The sequence below is a fragment of the Micromonospora sp. NBC_01655 genome, assembly GCF_026339755.1.
Taxonomy (GTDB): domain Bacteria; phylum Actinomycetota; class Actinomycetes; order Mycobacteriales; family Micromonosporaceae; genus Micromonospora.
Window position 1 is genome coordinate 3,091,576 of record NZ_JAPEQF010000001.1, and the last position, 19,140, is coordinate 3,110,715.

General features: G+C 67.5%; 18 protein-coding genes. 10 read left to right on the plus strand and 8 right to left on the minus strand.

Annotated elements, in window-relative coordinates; translation table 11 throughout:
- Positions 1-32: 32 nt before the first annotated feature.
- On the plus strand, positions 33-1,046 hold the full coding sequence (locus OOK41_RS14580) for a LysR family transcriptional regulator (protein WP_266265360.1): 1,014 nt from the start codon (positions 33-35) through the stop codon (positions 1,044-1,046).
- Between the two features lie 80 nt (positions 1,047-1,126).
- Here the strand turns inward: OOK41_RS14580 and OOK41_RS14585 are convergent, their stop codons facing one another.
- Positions 1,127-2,482, minus strand: coding sequence for an aminotransferase class I/II-fold pyridoxal phosphate-dependent enzyme (locus OOK41_RS14585; protein ID WP_266265362.1), 1,356 nt, complete (start codon positions 2,480-2,482; stop codon positions 1,127-1,129).
- Between the two features lie 542 nt (positions 2,483-3,024).
- On the opposite strand from OOK41_RS14585, the gene OOK41_RS14590 reads away from it, so the two are divergent.
- Genes OOK41_RS14590 through OOK41_RS14615 form a run of 6 tightly spaced genes read left to right on the plus strand, consistent with a single transcriptional unit; the run spans position 3,025 to position 11,369 of the window.
- Entirely contained in the window at positions 3,025-4,569 is a 1,545-nt protein-coding gene (locus tag OOK41_RS14590; RefSeq protein WP_117672216.1) for an ABC transporter family substrate-binding protein, read from the plus strand.
- 28 nt (positions 4,570-4,597) lie between these two features.
- Positions 4,598-6,082 carry an ABC transporter substrate-binding protein gene (locus OOK41_RS14595; RefSeq protein WP_266265365.1) on the plus strand — a complete coding sequence of 495 codons (1,485 nt, stop codon included), beginning with the start codon at positions 4,598-4,600 and terminating at the stop codon, positions 6,080-6,082.
- A 57-nt stretch (positions 6,083-6,139) separates the two neighbouring features.
- Positions 6,140-7,126, plus strand: a complete 987-nt coding sequence (locus OOK41_RS14600; RefSeq protein WP_266265367.1) for an ABC transporter permease — start codon at positions 6,140-6,142, stop codon at positions 7,124-7,126.
- The gene (locus OOK41_RS14605; protein WP_266265369.1) at positions 7,113-8,915 is read left to right on the plus strand and encodes a dipeptide/oligopeptide/nickel ABC transporter permease/ATP-binding protein; all 1,803 of its coding nucleotides are present in this window, start codon (positions 7,113-7,115) and stop codon (positions 8,913-8,915) included. Before OOK41_RS14600 ends, OOK41_RS14605 begins: the two co-directional genes overlap by 14 nt.
- Positions 8,912-9,829, plus strand: a complete 918-nt coding sequence (locus tag OOK41_RS14610; RefSeq protein ID WP_266265372.1) for an ATP-binding cassette domain-containing protein — start codon at positions 8,912-8,914, stop codon at positions 9,827-9,829. Before OOK41_RS14605 ends, OOK41_RS14610 begins: the two co-directional genes overlap by 4 nt.
- Positions 9,830-9,887: 58 nt before the next feature.
- The gene (locus tag OOK41_RS14615) at positions 9,888-11,369 is read left to right on the plus strand and encodes an ABC transporter substrate-binding protein (RefSeq protein WP_266265375.1); all 1,482 of its coding nucleotides are present in this window, start codon (positions 9,888-9,890) and stop codon (positions 11,367-11,369) included.
- Between the two features lie 136 nt (positions 11,370-11,505).
- On the opposite strand, the gene OOK41_RS14620 is transcribed toward OOK41_RS14615, so the two are convergent.
- From OOK41_RS14620 to OOK41_RS14630, 3 genes are all read right to left on the minus strand, one after another.
- The gene (locus OOK41_RS14620) at positions 11,506-12,408 is read right to left on the minus strand and encodes a hypothetical protein (RefSeq protein ID WP_266265378.1); all 903 of its coding nucleotides are present in this window, start codon (positions 12,406-12,408) and stop codon (positions 11,506-11,508) included.
- A gap of 78 nt (positions 12,409-12,486) precedes the next feature.
- The gene (locus tag OOK41_RS14625) at positions 12,487-13,452 is read right to left on the minus strand and encodes an ABC transporter permease subunit (RefSeq protein ID WP_266267832.1); all 966 of its coding nucleotides are present in this window, start codon (positions 13,450-13,452) and stop codon (positions 12,487-12,489) included.
- A 5-nt stretch (positions 13,453-13,457) separates the two neighbouring features.
- Entirely contained in the window at positions 13,458-14,345 is an 888-nt protein-coding gene (locus OOK41_RS14630; RefSeq protein ID WP_266265379.1) for an ABC transporter ATP-binding protein, read from the minus strand.
- A gap of 117 nt (positions 14,346-14,462) precedes the next feature.
- Between OOK41_RS14630 and OOK41_RS14635 the strand changes: the two genes are divergently transcribed.
- Genes OOK41_RS14635 through OOK41_RS14645 form a run of 3 tightly spaced genes read left to right on the plus strand, consistent with a single transcriptional unit; the run spans position 14,463 to position 16,754 of the window.
- Positions 14,463-14,951, plus strand: a complete 489-nt coding sequence (locus tag OOK41_RS14635) for a hypothetical protein (RefSeq protein ID WP_266265381.1) — start codon at positions 14,463-14,465, stop codon at positions 14,949-14,951.
- Positions 14,952-14,961: 10 nt separating this feature from the next.
- Positions 14,962-16,104 carry a sensor histidine kinase gene (locus OOK41_RS14640; protein ID WP_266265383.1) on the plus strand — a complete coding sequence of 381 codons (1,143 nt, stop codon included), beginning with the start codon at positions 14,962-14,964 and terminating at the stop codon, positions 16,102-16,104.
- Positions 16,101-16,754, plus strand: a complete 654-nt coding sequence (locus OOK41_RS14645) for a response regulator transcription factor (protein ID WP_117672196.1) — start codon at positions 16,101-16,103, stop codon at positions 16,752-16,754. The genes OOK41_RS14640 and OOK41_RS14645 overlap by 4 nt, the downstream gene beginning before the upstream one ends.
- Before the next feature lie 200 nt (positions 16,755-16,954).
- Here the strand turns inward: OOK41_RS14645 and OOK41_RS14650 are convergent, their stop codons facing one another.
- The 4 genes from OOK41_RS14650 to OOK41_RS14665 form a co-directional block, all read right to left on the minus strand.
- On the minus strand, positions 16,955-17,626 hold the full coding sequence (locus OOK41_RS14650; protein ID WP_243640088.1) for a DNA alkylation repair protein: 672 nt from the start codon (positions 17,624-17,626) through the stop codon (positions 16,955-16,957).
- Between the two features lie 68 nt (positions 17,627-17,694).
- On the minus strand, positions 17,695-18,183 hold the full coding sequence (locus OOK41_RS14655; protein ID WP_266265386.1) for an SRPBCC domain-containing protein: 489 nt from the start codon (positions 18,181-18,183) through the stop codon (positions 17,695-17,697).
- Positions 18,180-18,578, minus strand: coding sequence for a helix-turn-helix transcriptional regulator (locus OOK41_RS14660; protein ID WP_266265387.1), 399 nt, complete (start codon positions 18,576-18,578; stop codon positions 18,180-18,182). The genes OOK41_RS14655 and OOK41_RS14660 overlap by 4 nt, the downstream gene beginning before the upstream one ends.
- A gap of 165 nt (positions 18,579-18,743) precedes the next feature.
- Positions 18,744-19,121 (minus strand): nuclear transport factor 2 family protein, encoded by a 378-nt coding sequence (locus OOK41_RS14665; protein WP_266265390.1) that lies wholly within the window; start codon positions 19,119-19,121, stop codon positions 18,744-18,746.
- Positions 19,122-19,140 lie beyond the last annotated feature (19 nt).

Sequence of the window (19,140 nt, forward strand, 5' to 3'; positions counted from 1 at the left end):
GATCCGAGCATTCGACCCGAGAGCAGGCGCGGTTGTCCAACAACCAACACACCGAAGAACCACAACCAACAGTTGTGGACGGGGCTGCGGCGGATCTTGATGTCGGCGAGGTCCGCGCCTTCGTGGCGGTCACCGAGGAGCGCTACTTCAGCGAGGCCGCGGCCCGGCTCGGCATCAGCCAGCAGGCCGTCTCCAAGCGCATCGCCATGCTGGAGAAGGACCTCGGCGTGGCGCTGCTCAGCCGCACCTCTCGCGGCGCCCAGCTCACCGTCGACGGGCAGGCGTTTCTTCCGCACGCGCGCAAGCTTCTCCGAGTCGAAGCACGTGCCGTTGCCGCCGTGCGTCCCGGGCGTCGCGCGCTGCGCATCGACGTGCTCAACCATCGGATCGGACCAGCAGCGCTCCTGCGCAATTTCCACCGGGCGCACCCTGACATCGAGCTCGACGTCGTGACTCTCATCGACACCGATGTCGACGCGGCTATCGCCGCTATTAGATCCGGAGCAATCGACGCCTCATTCCGGGCCGTCACCGCGCCCGAACAGCAACTACGGGATGGCGTCACGGCAGCGCGGGTCTTGGACGATCCCCATGAACTGCTTACCGGACCGACCCACCAACTGGCCGCCGCTCGCGCGGTCACGCCCGCCGATCTCGTCGGGCACCGGATCTGGATACCCGGTATCGTCCCTGGAACCGAATGGGCCGCCTACTACGACGATCTCGCTGCCGCGTTCGGGCTCACCATCGAGCGGGTCGGCCCCAACTTCGGCACTGACCACCTGCTGGACATGCTTGCGGACTCCTCGACTCTGGCCAGCCTCACCGGCGAGCAGGTCCGGTTGCTCTGGCCGGCCGACTACGACCTGCGGCGCATACCGGTCCGCGAACCGACGCCGGTCTACCCGCACTCGCTGATCTGGCACCGCGACAATCCACACCCTGGCCTGGCCGCACTCCGCAACTGCATCCGCGCTATGCAACGCCACCACCATGACGCCAAGACCTGGGCACCGAAGTGGGCAATGCCGCATGCGTCGCCGTGAGGAATACGGCTGCACTCAACCAGCCCAGGCGCCAGGCCGGTTCGACACCGGCGTCAGGACAAGGTCCACGGGTCCGACGGTCAGATTTCCATGCCGGTGGTGCTGAGCCGGTTGAGCCTGGTGGGCATCTGGCAGGCTTGAGCGATCATCTTGGCCATCTCCTGCGTGCCACCGCCCAATGCCGTGCCGTTGATGTGCACATGCTGCTGCCTGGTCGGCTCGGCGTGGAAGAAGCGACCGGGGTGGACCACGATGCCGTCTCTGCTCAGCCGGGTGCAGACCGAGTGTTCGTCGGGAACGGGTAACCAGATACTTGGGCCATCGGATGTTTCGAGAGCAAATCCGTGCTCGATCAGGGACTGACTGAACTCGGCATGTCTACGCTTGCACTCTGCGATGAAAGCGTTCGTGTGCCGAACGGATTCCTCGTTGGTCAGTTGGAACGCCAGCGCGAGTTGCAGGATTCGACTGACCCAGCGGGAGGAGTAGGTGAGTCGCAGCGACATCATATCGATGTACTCCGCTGCTCCGCCGACTGCGGCGACGCGCAGATCGGCTCCGAAAAAGAAGTTGTAGCTCTGCATGTGGACAACCCGGGCGGGCAGATGTGTCGCCAGGGACCGTTGGTGGGGTCTCATCAGGGATGTTTGGGACGTTTCGAATATGGGAAACGTCTCGTCCTTGAGCAATTCTGCCGCAGCCTCGATCCACCGGTCGTCGACCGACCGGGCGGAGGGGGAGTTTCCGTTGGGCTGATAGATCATCGCGCTCGGCTTGCTGATCAACGCGACCCGCAACTGTTCAAGGTCTGGTCCGTCGTGTCGGTAGTCGATGGGAATAGCCGTCGCACCGATGGATTCCAGAATGTCGAGGACCCGTGCCTGGGTGGGAGATTCGATTATCACCCGGTCGCCTGGGCGAGCCACCGAGGTGAGGGCCAGTTCGATCGCGTCGACGATGCCATGGGTGGCGAGGAAGTGGGTCGCCCCGGTCGGCCAGCGTGGTTTCACCGCCGCCGCCAGTTCTGCGGTCATCGGTTCAGCGAAAGTGTTGTGCAGGGACGGGTTGCCCAATGCGTACTGCAGTGCGGCGGTCAGATCCGGCGGCGGCAGGTCATCGGTCCGTAGGTTCCCCAAATCGGTATGCGTAAGTAAGGATGTGCGGATCATGCTGTCGAACCGCCGCGCCCTGGGCGGTTGCGGTGGTCCGAGGACAAGGGTCCCGCCGCGACGCCGGGTCTCGATGACGTGCCGCGTACTGAGCGTGCTCCAGGCCTGCGCGACTGCTGACTTGCTCATCCCCAGCCCGCCGGCCAGGTCCCGTACGGTGGGAAGTTGGGACTGGGCGGGCAGTTCGCCGGAGGCGATCAGGTCGAGGATGGCGTGTGCCAGGGCGTTGCTTGTCCGCAGGGTGAGGCGTGCCTGGATGAGTTGCATGCATCGCTGGCCGTCCAAGGGTGCTGGTGGTGTCACGTCTGGTGTCCTCCGCATGGTGCACCGCTTCTGCCTGCCGGCAGACGGCAGGGTGCGCTGATGGGATGACGGATTCGCGCGGCGGCACCGAGGCCCGGAGCGTATCGAATCACCCGAGGGAAGCCCAGCGCCGACTGCGGTGCCCGGGCTCAGCGCCGCCAGCCGTCACCCAATGTGTCCATGGACATATTGCTGTTGACCAGAACATAACTCGAACTTAGCTTCATGGGTGTTGACCTGCGGTGACGCAGGCCCGGCCGCGGAGTCCAGCCACCCTGGCAGCCGTCCCGTGTCGCGACCCCCCGCGACATCGCATACCGCTCAATCAGCGTAAAACGCTGGTATTCGCTCACCCCTGAGTTAGAGGATCGTGTGCTGTGAAAGCCTCTCGAAGCCTCGTGGCCGTTATCGCGCTAGCCGCTTTGGCCGCCGGCTGCACGAAGATCTCCGATGACAATTCGTCGAATGCTCCGAGCTCTGCCAGTGAGGTGGCGGACGGTGGGACGATGACCCTCGCGGCCACCAGCCCGATCGTGGACTGGAACCCGCTGTCTGCAGCCGGGGACACCACCGGCCAGCGTCAGCAGCAGTGGCCGTTCTATCCGCATCCGTTCCTGACCAACCCGGATACCAGTGTCGTGCTCAACGCGGCGCTCCTGGAATCCGCCGAGGTGGTCAGCACCGCTCCGATGACGATCAAGTACAAGATCCAGCAGAAGGCCGTCTGGTCTGATGGCACCCCCATCTCCGGCAAGGACTTCGAATACACCCAGGCCGTGCAGGATCCGGAGAAGTGCGCCGAGTGTAAGGCGGCCTTCACCGAGGGCTACTCACTGATCGACTCCGTGCAGACGAGCAGTGACGGCAAGACGGTGACGATGACCTACTCGAAGCCGTTCTCCGAGTGGCAGGCGCTGTTCAACTACATCCTGCCGGCGCACGTGGCCGACACCTACGGGAATCTTGCGGCCTCCTTCAACGAGGGCTTCGGCAAGAACGCGCCGAAGGTCTCGGGCGGGCCGTACATCATCAAGGAGGTTCAGGACGGCGTCTCGATGACGATGGTCAAGAACCCCAAGTGGTACGGCGACCCGGCGCATCTGGACACCATCACCACCCGTTACATCTCCGGCCAGGGCGCACAGATCACCGCCCTGCAGAACGGCGAGATCGACCTGGTCTACCAGAACCCGACGCTCGACACGGTCACCCAGGTCAAGGCGATGAGCGGTACGACGATGCGGCTCGGCTCGACGCTCACCTACTTCCACCTCGGGATGAAGACCACCGGCGACGTGATGGCCGACGCGGCGCTGCGTAAGGCGATCTCCACCCGGCTCAACCTGGACGACATGCGCAAGCGCACCGTCGGCCAGTACGCGCCGGAGCTGACCACCATGAAGAGCAGCGTGTACGTCCCCGGGCAGAAGGTGGGTGACATCGCCGCCTATCAGGAGAACATCGACGCGCTCAACATCGGCAAGGGTGACACCAAGGCCGCGCTCGGAATTCTTGAGCAGGCCGGATACAAGCTGACCAACGGCAAGCTGATGCTCCCCGACGGCAAGCCGCTGCGTGACCTGACCATGCTGACCCTATCCACCGACGTGCTGCGCATGGAGCTGGCCCAGATCACCCAGTCCCAGCTCAAGGATCTGGGTATCGCCGTCGTCATCGACGCGGCGGATGGTGCGCGCTACTCGCCGGCACTGCGGTCGGGCAGCTTCGACCTGATGGCCACCGGCACCGCCCTCGACCTTGGCGCGCTCTCCATGCAGCAGTGGTACGGCACCGGTGGGGCCCGCTCGTTCGGCTACTCGTCAACCGAGGCGGACCGGCTCTTCGAGGCGGCCTCGACCGAGCTCGACCCGGCCAAGCGGGTCGATTTGATGAACCAGGTCGACCGGGTCCTGATGGCCGACGGTGTGGTGCTGCCGCTCTTCGCCAGCCCGCAGATGGCCGCCTATTCGGACAAGTTCGCGAACATCTTCATCAACCCGAGCAAGTACGGCACGACCATGAACGTCGAGCACTGGGGCCTGCGCAAGTAACCGCGCAACAGCGCCAGGAGAGGAAAACATGACTATCGACTTTGTGGTGGCCACGCCGCATGACGCAGTCGAGTTCAACGATGTCTACCGGAACACCACCGCGAGTGCCGGGTACATCGCCTGTAACAACATCTACAACCGGGTCGTGCTGAACGAGTGGTTCGAGATCAACCCGTTCCCGGATCTGGCCACCCACTGGGAGCAGTTGGACGGCTCGCGTCGGTGGCGGTTCCACCTGAACCAGGCGGCCCGCTGGCAGGACGGCACGCCGTTGACCGCGCACGACGTGGTCTACACCCATCTGCACGCCATGAAGATGGGCTACACCGGTAGCCGGTTTCTCAAGGATGTGGAGACGATCGTCGCGGTCGACGACCATACCGTCGACTATCACCTGCACACCGCGAACGCCGGTTTCCTGGTCCTGCTCGGCAACTTCATCTTCACCCACATCCTGCCCCGGCACCTCTACGAGGGCACCGACTGGGCGACCAACCCGCACAATCTGAAGCCGGTGGGCTCGGGGCCGTTCCGGCTGGCGGAGTGGATTCCCGGCGAGCACATCGTCATGGAAGCGGTCAAGAACCACTGGGGGCCGCAGCCGGAGATCGACCGGCTGATCCTGAAGATCGTCCCGGACCGGGATGAATGCGTACGGATGGTCGCCCGCGGCGAAGCGCACTTCTTCCCGCAGGACACCCTGACCCGGGACCGGCTCTATCTGCTCGATGGCGCGACGGCGGATGTCGAACTGATGACCGATCAGGGGCCGGGCATGGCGTTGCTGGACTTCAACCACGGCCGTGCGCTCTGGCAGGACCAGCGGGTCCGGGAGGCGGTGGCGTACGCGGTCAACCGGGACGAGATCGCCGAGCTGGGCGATCCGGGCGTCTCCCAGGCCTGGGACCACTACCTGCTGGGCTCGGTGCAGTGGGCGTTCAACCCGGACGCCAAGGCACCCGGCCACGACCTGGCGAAGGCCCGCGCCCTGCTCGACGAGGCCGGCGTCACCGCTGACGCCTCCGGTGTGCGGGCCAGGCTGTCAATGTTCTACATGGACAGCTTCCACGGCCACAAGCCGTTGGCGGAGATGATGGTCCGTCAGCTTGCCGAGATCGGCTTCGAGGTCAGCTTCGAGGGGTTGAGTTCGCCGGACTGGGCCCGGCGCGTCGGCGCGGAACACGACTTCGACCTGATCATCGTGGGTGGCTCGATGGCGCCCGACCCGGAGATCACCGCCCCGAAGTACTCCAGCGGTGGGCAGGGCAACATGGCCCAGCACCACAACCCGGACGTGGACGCCGCCTACCTCGCCGCCCGTACGGCGGGCACGCTCGCCGAGCGCGGCGAGCACTACAAGCGGCTGCAGGAGGTCTGGGCCCGGGACACCGAATGGGTGCCCCTGTTCTGGTACGGCACGTACTTCGCCCGTAGCCGGGAGTTCTTCGGCTGGGCGGACCAGGTCGGTTACTCGGTGCCCTGGTGGCACTGGGGCCGGATCCGTCCGGTCTAGCCAGAGACACGTGGTGATCTGAATGCGGATCTACCCGAGGGAAGGAGGAGCTGGGGAATGGTTCAGCTGATCTTTAGACGGCTGGCAAGCGCCGTCCTGGTCTTGCTGCTCGCCTCCATCGTGATCTTTACTGTGATCTCGGTCTCGGGTGATCCGCTGGCTGAGCTCCGGGACCGGCAGCCGCCGGTCCCGGGGTCGGTGATCGCAGCCGAGGAGGCCAGGCTGGGTCTCACCGACCCACTGCCGGTGCGCTATCTGTCCTGGCTACAGGGCCTCGTCACCGGAGATTTCGGCCCGTCGACCATCGCCACCCGGGATATCGGGGTGGAGTTGGGCAGCCGGGTCGGGGTCACCCTACGACTAGTGATCCTGGCCATCATCATCGCGCTCGTGCTCTCCCTGCTCGCCGGTACGGTCTCCGCGCTCCACCAGCGGCGCTGGCCGGATCTGATCCTGACCCCCAGCGCGTTCATCCTGCTGGCGCTGCCGTCGTTCTGGCTGGCGGTGCTGCTGAAGCAGTGGGGGATCGCGTTCAACAACGCGACCGGCTACCAGACCTTCTACACGGTTGGGGCGGTCTCGGTGCCCGCACCGAGGGAATTCCTCCCGCTGGTCGCCGACATCGCCGGGCATATGGTCCTGCCGACGATCGTGCTGGCCCTGACGCACTTCGCGACCTGGAGCCGCTATCAGCGGGCCGCGGTCGCGGAGGGGCTGGCCGGTGACCACGTCCGGTTCGCCGTACTCAAGGGACTCTCCCGGCGTCGGATCATCGGCTCGTACGTCGTCCGTCCGGCGCTGATCCCGATCGTGACGATCGTCGCGCTGGACCTCCCGGTTGTCTTCTCCGGAGCGGTGATCACCGAAACGGTCTTCCAGTGGCGTGGCATGGGGGGCTTCCTGTTGGAGTCGATCGCCTTGCGGGACACGAACGCCGTACTCGCCTGGTTGCTCATCGCGGCGACCGCGGTGGTTCTGTTCAATCTGATCGCCGACATCCTGTACGGACTGGTGGATCCGCGGGTGCGCTATGCCAAATCCTGACCTGCTCAAAGAACCGGCGCTGCTGGTTGATCCGGTGCCGTCGCCCGATCCGATGGGTGAGGCGGGAGCCGGCAAGCTGGCGGTCACCTTCGGTAGGTTCGTTCGGCACAAGGTGGGAATGAGTGCGCTCTGTGTGTTGTTCGTCGTCATCCTGACGGCGATCTTCCTGCCGATGCTCTGGCCGTACGACCATGCCGAGATCACACCGGACCTCTCCCAGTCGCCGTCGCTGGCACACCCGATGGGCACCGACACCCTCGGTCGGGACCTGTTGGCCCTGGTCCTGCGGGGCATGCAGCAGTCGTTGCTGATTGCGTTCTCGGTCACCATCATCGCCAGTCTCATCGGTGTGGTCCTGGGGGTGGTGGCCGGCTATTTCGGCAGTCTTGTCGACGCCACGGTGATGCGGGCCGTCGATCTGGTGCTCACCCTCCCCACCCTGGCGTTGGCCGCGTTCCTGGGCTCGCTGGTCGCCGGCCGGGGAGTCTCCTGGCTCGGACTGGCGATGGTCCTCGGCTCGCTGATGTGGACCTCGGTGGCCCGGCTGGTCCGGGGCGTCGTACTGAGCCTGCGTGAGTTGGCCTTCGTCGACGCGGCCCGGGTGATGGGAGCCAGTTCGACCCGGATCATGTTCCGGCACCTGGTGCCCAACGTCTCCGACCACATCGTGGTGGCCGGCACGCTGATGTTCGGTGTGGCCATCCTGGCCGAGAGCAGCCTCTCCTTCCTCGGATTCGGTGTACAGCCACCGGACACCTCGCTGGGCCTGCTGGTGGCCAACGCCCAGTCGGCGGTACTGACCCGGCCGTGGCTCTTCTACTTCCCCGGGTTGTTGATCATTACGATCGTGCTGTCGGTCAACTATGTCGGGGAAGGACTGCGGGAGGCCTTCAACCCGAAGTCCGCGCCGGACAACCCGTTGACCACCCCTCGGCGTACGGCTCGGAGCAGGCGTACCGGTACCAGGGAGAAGCAGGCGCAGGCATCGCAACCTGCGGCGCTGCTGACGGTCCGGGACCTGTCGGTGCGGTTCGGCCCGCAGACGGCGGTGAAGCCGATCAACCTGGAGATCAAGTCGGGTGAGGTGCTGGCCCTGGTCGGCGAGTCCGGCTCAGGCAAGTCGCTCACCGGGCTCTCCGTGGTGGGGCTGCTGCCGACCAACGCGGTCGGCACCGGTTCGGTGGTCTTCGCCGGTAATGAGCTCACCGATCTGAGCTTTGAGCAGTGGCGGGAATACCGGGGCCGGCGGATCGCGATGATCCTCCAGGACCCGTCGACCACGCTCAATCCGGTGCTCACCATCGCCACCCAGTTCGCGGACTCGATGCGGTTGACCAGCGCGGTCAACCGGACGGAGGCCCGTCGGCGCGCGGCCGAGCTGATGGAGAGCGTGGCAATCAAGGATGCGCAGGCGCGGCTCGATCAGTATCCACATCAGCTCTCCGGCGGCATGCGGCAACGAGTCGCGATCGCCCTGGCCATGGTGCACGACCCGGATCTGATCATCGCCGATGAACCGACCACCGCCCTGGATGTCACGGTGCAGGCCCAGGTGATGGCCACTCTCGCTATGGCCCGGGAGCGCACCGGCGCGGCGATGCTCTTCATCACCCACGACCTGGCCCTGGTCGCCGGCATCGCGGACCGGGTCGCCGTCATGTATCAAGGCGACATCGTCGAAGAGCAGGACGTGTTCTCGCTCTTTGACAATCCGCGCTCCGAATACACAAGAAAGCTGCTGTCTCTGGCGCCGAGGATCAGCACGGACAGTTCGGTGGAGAGGCCATGAGCGGGCAGACGCGGGCCGGTGCGGCCACGCCGGAGCCGCCGGCGACCGAGCTGTTGCGGGTTACCGATCTGGTCAAGCACTTCCGGGCACCGAGGGCGGCCCGGCGACGTGGACAGGCGGTCGTGCACGCCCTCTGCGCGGTCTCCTTCTCGGTCGGTTCCGCCGAGACCCTCGGCATCGTCGGCGAATCGGGTTCGGGGAAGACCACCCTGTTACGCACCATTCTCGGGTTGCAACAGCCGACCTCGGGGCAGGTGCTCTTCCTGGGCCGGGACGTCTCCCAACGCAAGGGCAGGAGCGACCTCGCACTGCAGCGGGAGATCTCGGTGGTCTTCCAGGACCCGTACACGTCATTGGATCCCCGGATGACGGTGGCGGACATCCTCGCGGAGCCGGCGCAGATCCACGGCCTGGCGGCCAACGCCCAGAAGGCCCGGACCCTGCTCGACCAGGTACGCCTACCGGTCACCGGGTTGCGGAAGTTTCCGCACGAGTTCTCCGGCGGCCAGCGGCAACGCATCGCGATCGCCCGTGCGCTGGCCCTGAACCCGAAACTGATCGTGCTCGACGAACCGGTGTCGGCGCTGGACGTCTCGGTCCAGGCGGAGATCCTGAGCCTGCTCAGGGAGTTGCAGCGGGAGCGCGGGGTCTCCTACCTTTTCGTCGCGCATGACCTGGCGGTGGTCGCCGAGATCTCCCAGCGGGTGGGCGTGATGTACGGCGGCCAGATGGTCGAGTTGGGCCCGACCCGCCAGGTGATCACCGAGGCCCGGCACCCCTACACCCGGGAACTGCTCGCCGCGGTGCCAGTGCCCGACCCACGGATCGAACGGGCCAAGCCCCGGTTCCTGCAACGCCGGTGGCCGACGGAGACCGACAACCTGCCGCCGTGTGCGCACGGTGACCTCCTATAGCGATCAGTCCCGGCAAGCCCATTCCTGTCATTTTCTTTCAGGATAGAAAGAGGCGCGTATGCCAGTAGATTTTGTGGTGGCCACGCCACACGACGCAGTTGAGTTCAATGATGTCTACCGCAATGTAACCGGCAGTGCCGGCTATCTTGCCTGCAACAACATCTACAACCGGGTCGTGCTGAACGAGTGGTACGAGATCAACCCGTTCCCGGATCTGGCCACCCACTGGGAGCAGTTGGACGGCTCGCGTCGGTGGCGGTTCCACCTGAACCAGGCGGCCCGCTGGCAGGACGGCACGCCGTTGACCGCGCACGACGTGGTCTACACCCACCTGCACGCCATGAAGATGGGCTATCAGGGGGCGATGTTCCTCAAGGACGTGGAGACGATCGTCGCGGTCGACGACCATACCGTCGACTATCACCTGCACACCGCGAATGCCGGTTTCCTGGTCCTGCTCGGTAACTTCATCTTCGCGCACATCCTGCCCCGGCACCTCTACGAGGGCACCGACTGGGCGACCAACCCGCACAATCTGAAGCCGGTGGGCTCGGGGCCGTTCCGACTGGCGGAGTGGATTCCCGGCGAGCACATCGTCATGGAAGCGGTCAAGAACCACTGGGGGCCGCAGCCGGAGATCGACCGGCTGATCCTGAAGATCGTCCCGGACCGGGATGAATGCGTGCGGATGGTCGCCCGCGGCGAAGCCCACATCGTTCCGCAGGACACCCTCACCCGGGACCGCCTGCACCTGGTCGAAGGCGTGTCGGGGGTGGACATCTTCACGCGGCAGGGGCCGGGCATGGCGTTGCTGGACTTCAACCACGGCCGTGCGCTCTGGCAGGACCAGCGGGTCCGGGAGGCGGTGGCGTACGCGGTCAACCGGGACGAGATCGCCGAGCTGGGCGATCCGGGCGTCTCCCAGGCCTGGGACCACTACCTGCTGGGCACGTCGTGGGCGTTGAACCGGGAGGCCAAGGCGCCCGGCCACGACGTGGAGCGGGCCCGCGCCCTGCTCGACGACGCCGGGGTCACCGCGGACGCGTCGGGCGTACGGGGCCGGCTGACCATGTTCTACATGGACATGTTCCACGGTCACCGGCCGCTGGCCGAACTGATCGCCCGCCAGCTCGGCGAGGTCGGCTTCGAGGTGTCCTTCGACGGTCTGGCCTCGGAGGACTGGTCCCGTCAGGTTCGCAAGGCACATGACTTCGACCTGATCATCGTCGGTGGTTCGATGGAACCCGACCCGGAGATCACCGCGACGAAGTACTCCTCCGGTGGGCAGAACAACATGGGACTGCACCGCAACCCCGACGTGGACGCCGCCTACCTGGCCGCGCGCCGCGCGGACACCCGGGAGGAGCGCCGCGAGCACTACCAGCAGTTGCAGCAGGTGTGGGCCCGGGACATCGAATGGGTCCCGCTCTTCTGGTACGGGATGTACTACCCGCGCAGCGAGAAGTTCTTCGGCTGGGCCGATCAGCTCGGTTACTCCGTGCCCTGGTGGCACTGGGGACGTATCCGCCCGGTGGCGTGACAAGGGTGGGCCCGGGTCGACGACCCGGGCCCACCCTTTCCCTCTGTCAGTCAGCCCAGGTCGGAGACCGTAGGCGCGGATGATCGTCTGGTCGATGCCGTCGCCGAGCCGGACGAGGTCCAGTTGCCCCACTTGGTCAGCACACGCGGGCGAACCAGGTCCGGTCGTCGATGGTGCGCCGTAGGAAGCCGTTGTCGAGGATGGCGTGCTCGTTCCGCCAGTGCGTTGACGGGGCCAGCAGCCCGGTGCGCCGCCCCGACGCGGCATCGACCAGCGCGAGGGCGACGAGTTCGTTGTCCCGTACGACATCCAGCGTCACGATGCCGTCACGCGTGAACACCGCACCGCCCAACTGCAGATCCTCGTCGTCGAACAGCTCTGTGCCGCTGGCGACCCACCGGCGGGTAACCTCCGGCGCCTGCCAGGCGAACGCGGTGACGATCCCATCGTCGTCGAGCGCAAACAGCTCATGCTCGCTGAGCCCGATGCCGTTGACGCGTTCGCCGGGGAGGTGCCGCGCGTACACCTGGCCGGTCTCCGCGCCGTGCACCCGCAGCCGGCCGTCGCGGACCTCGGCGACGGCGAGGACCTGCGGATCGTCTCCAACGTTCGCGGCGAAGCCCACGGCCGACGCGGCGTGCGTGACCTCGACACCCTCACCCCATCCGGCCAACGGATTCACGTCCAGATGCAGCGGCCCGCTGGTATCAAGCCGGTCGAGCGTGACCGCATCGTGCAGGTGCAGCCGCGCCGGCTCACCCGCCACGCCGAGCAGCAGGTGCGCACCACCGGCGGTGTAGGCGAGCCAGTCGCAGGCCTCGATGGGGACGGCCCGCTCCCGTTCACCATGGCGCCACACCTCGAGTTTCCAAGGCTCGGACAGCACCGCGATCGACGTTCCGCTGGGATGGACCGTGACGTGGCGCGGCGGCGGCATGGGTTGCGACACGACGCCGGTCAATTCGCGGGCCAGGTCGTGCACGGTCAACACGCCACCGGCGAGGGTGGCGACGTGCCGTCCCAACGGATCGGTCGCCACGAAAACACCTGGCGCTGAGCCCGCCTCAACGATCACTCCGTCCACCCGGCCCAAGATAGCCATGCCACGGCGCTTTCGTCACGGCGCCCTTACGCCCGCAACGCGCCACAGGCCGGCCGCCGCGAGCAGCGCGCTGAACGCGAGATACAACGCCAGTTCGATCCATTGGAAGGGCCAGAAGCGCCCGTTGGGCTGGTAGGCCAGGTCGACGTGGAGGTCGAGCTTGCCGAGACACACCGCGGTGTCACCGAACCTGCCGCTGGCGCCAGTCTCCGGGGCGTTGTTGAAACACTCGTTGAACGCGGCGTCGGACAGTTGCCGGCCGTCAGGTGTCAGGAGCTTACTGGTATCCGTGACCCAGGAGTCCGCTATCTCTACCCCTCCGACGACCGGCCCACCGGTGATGCTGCCCAGCGCCCGGGCTTGGTTGATGGTGTCGGCACTCATCGGTACGGTGACCCGCTCGGCGGGCAGGTAGTGCGGTCGCAGCAGGTTCGGCACGGCGAACTGGACCGCGATCACGGCTAGGAACACCATCGCCATCGCCGGCAGGGTGCGGCGGACCAGCAGCCCGGTGACGGAGCCGAACGTGAAGCCGAAGACGGCGTACCCGATGGGCGCGACACCACGCGCGCCGAACAGGATCGCGCTGAACCGGTCGCCGGCCACCTGGTCGACCGGAACCGCCGCCCACGTCAACAGCGCGCTGAGCGTACCGGCGACGGCCATGCTGGCAAGGCCGAGCACCATCAGCTTGACCGCGAGCCAGCGGCGGCGGGGCACACTCTGGTTCCACACCAGCCGATGGGTACCGGTCTCCAGTTCCCGAGCGATGAGCGGCGCGCCCCAGAACGCACCGATGAGCGCGGGTACCAGACCGAAACCGGCGGCGAGGAACAGCATCGTCTGCCCGTACTGGATCGGAAGCTGGGAGGTGTCCCGCACGGCACGGATGTCCGCGCCGAGGCGCACCAGGTAGATGGCGGCCACGACCAGCAGGATCGCTCCGACGAGCGCCTGGATCCGGAACTGCCGCAAGCTCATCCTGATCATCGCGCCACCGCCGCACTCGCGCGGGGCGCGGCACCGGCTCCGGCGGCCCGCGACAGGTAGGCGAGGACCAGTTCCTCCAGCGTGACCGGCTCGGCGTCCCGGGCCGCCGCACCGTCCCGTACCGCCGCATCGCCCCGGACCAGGGCGTGGCCACGCTCCGCCCAGACAACCTCGACCCCGGCGGCCATCCTGGCCGGATCGCCAGCGATCCTGTGGTGCGAGGCGAGCAGATCCCGTACCGGACCGGCGACCTGGATGCGCGAGTCGCAGAGTACGACGAGGTAGTTACAGACCTGCTCGACATCGCTCAACAGGTGCGAGGAGAGCACGGCACTGGCGCCGAGTTCTACCACGAACTCCATGAGACTCCGCATGAAGCCCATGCGCGCCAGGGGATCCAGCGCGGCGGCGGGCTCGTCGAAGATGAGCAGCTCGGGTCGTTTCGCGGCGGCGATGGCCAACGCGAGCTGCGCGCGCTGGCCGCCGGAGAGCCGGCCCGCCTTCTGCGCCGGGTCCAGGCCGACCTCGGCGATGCGCCGCTTGGCCAGCGCCGGGTCCCAGGACGGGTTCAGCCAGGCACCCATCCTCAGGTGGTCGGCGACGCTGAACGAGGCGTACACCGGAGTGTCCTGGGCGACGAAGCCGACCCGGGCCAGGTGCGCCGCGTTGGCTGCCGGTCTGGACCCGAGCACGGACAACGTACCCGCGGTCGGTGCGATCAGGCCGCAGGCGAGTTGGAGGAGTGTGGACTTGCCGGCGCCGTTCGGACCGACCAGCCCGACGACATGCCCGCGCGGGATTCTCAGGTCACAGTCGGTTAGTGCCGTGCGGCGGCCGTACCGCTTGGTCAGTTGCTCGGCGTGCAGCACGAGTGGTGTTTCCATGGGCCAATCCTGCGAACGGCGGGCGGGCCGGGCATCGGTCCAAGGCAGGGGCCGGTACGCGGACGACCCTACTTTTGGCCGGTTCGCGTGGGCCGGCGATTTCCTAGCGTCGTCGGCATGAACACGACACACCGAACGGCAGTGAACGCCGTACTCGGGCTGGTCTTCGTCACCGTACTCGGGCTCACGGCGTATCTGGTCGCGGACAGTTGGGGCGGGCTCTATTGGCTGTTCGACTGCGTGGCCGGGGCGGTGACAGGGCTGCTCGCGCTGCTGCGCGGGCCGCAGCGGACCTGGCCGGTGGCGGGAGGACTCGCGGTCGCGGCGGTGGCGATCGTGGTGGCCGGGGTCGCCGACCTGCCGCAGGAGCCGGGACCGGTCACCGCACTGGCGCTGGCCGTACTCGTCGGTTCGGGGATCCGGACGCTGCCGGGACCGCGCGCCGCGGCCGTTGCGGCGGGCGGGTTCGCGGTGGTGGTGGGTACCTGGCTGACCGCGCTTCCGGACGCGGCGGGCTTCACCGTGGTGACCGTCGTGAACACGGTCACCTGGCTGGTCGCCGTGGCGCTCGGGATCAGTCTGCGCACGGCCGGGCGGGACTCGTAAGTTGAACAGGGTGAGCATCTGGGACCGGCTGTTCGGGGTCGCGGCCACGGCGGGACTCGCCATGGTCTTCCTCGCCGCGATCGTCATTGAGGCTGCGGCGATCGCGCAGACGTGGGGCACCCGGTACTGGATCGCCGGTGCTGCCGCCGCCGTCGTGGTCTGTGTGCTGGCGCTGGTACGGCGGCGGCAACGGGCGTGGGCGGCTGTCGCCGGTCTCGGGATCGCTGGGCTGGCCGTCGCGGCGGCCCGGGTGTTCCACCTCCCGACCGAGCCGGGACCGGCCATGGCGCTGGCGCTCGCCGTACTCGTCGGGTCGGCGGTGCGCGCGCTGCCTGCCGTACCGGCTGGTGCGCTCGCCGCCGGAGGGCTCGCAGTCATCGGCGGCGCCTATCTCGCCGCCCGGCCGCAGTCCTCGGGCGCCTCGGGGGTCGTGGCGATGAACGTCGCGGCCTGGCTCGGCGCGGTCGCGGTCGGGCTGGCGCTGCGGCTGCTGGACGACCGGGCGGCGGCCACCGCGGAGAAAGTACGCCGCGACGAGCGGCTGGAGCTGGCCCGGGAACTGCACGACGTGGTGGCCCACCACATCACCGGCATGCTGATCCAGGCGCAGGCCGCCCACGTCGTCGCGCGCAAGAACCCGGGTCAGGTGGCCGAGTCGATGACCGCGATCGAGGCCGCCGGCACCGAGGCGCTGCGCGCCATGCGCCGCGTGGTCGGCCTGCTCCGCGATGCCGAGGACGCGCCACCCGCCTCGGCAGGGCAGGAGCAGCTCGGCGTGCTCGTCGAGCGCTTCGACCGGCAAGGCCCACCGGTGCGCCTACGGGTACCGGACGAGAGCGCCGCTTGGCCACCGGAGGTGACGAGCACCGTGTACCGGATCGTCCGGGAGGCGCTGACGAACGTGGCCCGCCACGCGCCGCACGCCTACGGCGTCACCGTCACCGTCGACCAGAACCCCTCCGGCGTCACGGTCGAAGTGGTCGACGACGCGGCACCGGGCCCCGCCCGCGCCGCGCACCGCGGCGGGTACGGCCTCATCGGCATGCGCGAGCGCGTCGAAACCCTCGGCGGTACGCTGCACACCGGCCCCCGCCCCGACGCAGGCTGGTCGGTTCTGGCCACCCTGCCCATCCACGACGGGCGGTCACGATGACGATCCGCGTACTGCTCGCCGACGACCAGGCGATGATCCGTAGCGGCCTGAAGCTCATCCTCGAAGACCAGCCGGACATCAGCGTCATCGCCGAGGCGGCAGACGGTGTCGACGCGATCGCGCAGGCCCGCCAACTGCGTCCCGACGTCTGCCTGGTGGACATCCGGATGCCCCGGCTCGACGGCATCGAGGTGACCCGGGCACTGGCCGGGCCCCGGGTACCCAACCCGATGCGGGTCATCGTGGTCACCACGTTCGACCTCGACGAATACGTGTACGGCGCGTTGCACGGCGGCGCGGCCGGCTTCATCCTCAAGGACGCCGGCCCGGCCCTGCTCGTCGAGGCGGTACGCGCCGCCCACAACGGCGACGCGCTCGTCTCCCCGTCGATCACCGTCCGGCTGCTACGCCACCTGACCACGCCGAAACCAGAACCCGACAAGTCGCTGCCGTCGTTGTCCGAACGCGAAGTCGAGGTGGTCCGGGAGATTGCACGCGGTCGCACCAACCTGGAGATCGGGGCCGAACTGTTCATCTCCCTCAGTACGGTCAAAAGCCACGTCTCGACCATCCAAACGAAACTCGGCCTGCGCAACCGCACCGAGATCGCCGTCTGGGCCTGGGAGAACCGGATCGTCGAAACCGCTTGAACGGCCCGTCGCGCACGCGGCGGCGATCGCCGAGGTGTGGTTTGTGGTCCGCGACCACGGACCGCCGGCCTGGCGCTGCGCCGGTGGTGGTCGGACCGGGTCGGCTGGCAGGAGCGGGAGACCACCCGGCCGGGCTACGGGGTCCGGGTGCGCCGGCAGGCCCCGGACGGGTAGCGGCACGCGCGTGGACAGGAAACTGCCTACTTGTCGTGCTGTCGGCGCAGCATCTCGGCGATCCAGATGGGCGCGAACGGAGACGTGCAGCCCGGGGGAGTCGGGTAGTCCTTGAGCACTTCCAGGCGCTCACCGATGTCGATTGCGCGGGCACTGTACTCGGCGTGCTCGATCCCGATATGACCCAGGCACTCGTTCATCGCCCACTGCAGGCGGTCCGGGGCGTCTCTCATCTGCGCCTCGATGGTGTCAAGCAGCCCCGCGAGGTCGAGGCCCTCGGGCTTCTTCGTCACGCGTTCGGTGGTCAGCGCCCAGCCGGCACTCGCGACCACTGGATCCGGATCGGAGAACCAGGCCAGGCGCAGCTGTTCGGAGTGCGGGTTCTTCTTCACCACGTAGTTCACGAGCCAGCCATGCACCTTGGGTGTGCGCGCCTCGCGCAACATGACGTCCAACTCGTCACGCTCGAACGCCTTCGGACGGCAGATCAGGATCGCCAGCAGCCTCGCCGCGGTGTCATCCGTCTCCCAGAGTTGGCGCGCGAGTTCCTGCTGCGTCTTCAGCCGCTTCGCGAGCGCGCGCAGCTTGCTGAGGTGCACACCGTGATCGTCACCGTGTTTCTCGTTCACCTTGCGCGTCTTCGGGTCCTCAAGCGCGGCCAGCTCGGCCATCACCTCGGCCGCCGTCGTCTCAGTCACCTCAGCCTCCTGCCTATCACGTGGATCACTCGCGCAGCGGGTGCCATCCGGTGTTCGCCCGCGGGTCATCAGCGGTCGCCGCTGGTTTCGGGGGCGAAGTGCTGCACCACGAACGCGATGGCCGCGGCGATGTCGTCGGCACTGGTTCCCCAGGCAGCCTGGATCGCGGGCCCCCAGGCGTGGCAGCTGCGGATGGCGAATTCCTTTCCCTCGGGGGTGTCCTGCCACGTGGCGGGGTCGAACCTCACGCCGCCGTGCAGGAAGAGGTCGAGGCCGAGTAGCGCGAGGTCCCAGCCACAGCCGATTCCGATCGTGCCACCGGGACCGTAGCTGCGCACGAGTTCGTCGACGATCTGGGCGGGTGAGGCGTGCTCCAGCTCGAAGACGGTGCGGCCGTCGTCGCCGGTCGCCAGGCGCACCTCGACCTCGGTCGGCATGCCTTCGCCGAGGACCCAGGTCACCTTGATCAGACGGGGTTCCTCGCAGCGCAGGATGCCGCCGCCGGCGTTGTCCTTGAGCTGGAACGTGCCGCCGACCCGCAGGTCGCCCTCGATCACGTTTCCTCCTCGCTAACGGACTCGGCTTCCTGACGACGATCCGATGTCCCGGCAGCGAACCCACGGTTGTCGCGCTGGTGGCGTCTGCCGCGGGCGAGTTCGGTGGTCAACGCGTCCAGGCGCTGACTCCAGAACTGCCGGAAGCGCTCCAGCCAGATGTCGACCTCCTGCAGAGGCGCTGCCTCCACCGCATAGAGGCGCCGCGTGCCGTCCGGACGGACGGTGACGAAACCCCACTCCCTCAGCACTCGCAGGTGCTGCGACACCGCAGGTGGCGAGATGCCGAACTCTGCCCGGATGACCTCGCTGACGGCCCCGGCGGCCTGCTCTCCGTCGGCGAGTAGCTCCAGTATTCGGCGTCGCACCGGGTCGCCGAGGACATCGAACGCGTGCACCCACGAACTATGTCAGCATCAGCTTAATTAAGTAAAGTCTGAACTATGCTGTGATCCTGCGCTGGTTCGCCGGTGGGCCGGGCACCGAGCAGTTGCTTCAGCGCGTGTCGATGCTCGCGACGCGTTTGGAGGTCATGGGAGGTCGGCGACCGGTTTCCTCGGCGTTCACCGGAGGGCTTCCGCGTGGTGGTGCACGATCCGCCAGCCTCGCTCGTCGCGGCGCAGCACGTCCGTCACCCGGAAACAGTCGTCCGGCCGCCCGGTCGCGTACCGGGCCCGCAGGACGTAGCGGACCAGGCCCGTGTCCTCCCACGCCTCGGCCCGGAACTGCTCGGGGGCGACCGAGGTCGGGGGCGCGGCCGGTCCCCGGGTCGCCGCCCGGCGATCCCGCAGGTCGTCCAGGGCGGCCAGACCGTCCAGCAGGTCGGGCGCGTCGGACTCCCAGATCGTCAGTTCGGGGTGCAGCCGGGCGTCGAACGCCGCCCGGTCCCCCAACGACCGGTACATGTCGGTGATGGCGGCGGTGAGATCGTCAACGGTCATCGGGGCTCGCTTCCGGTCG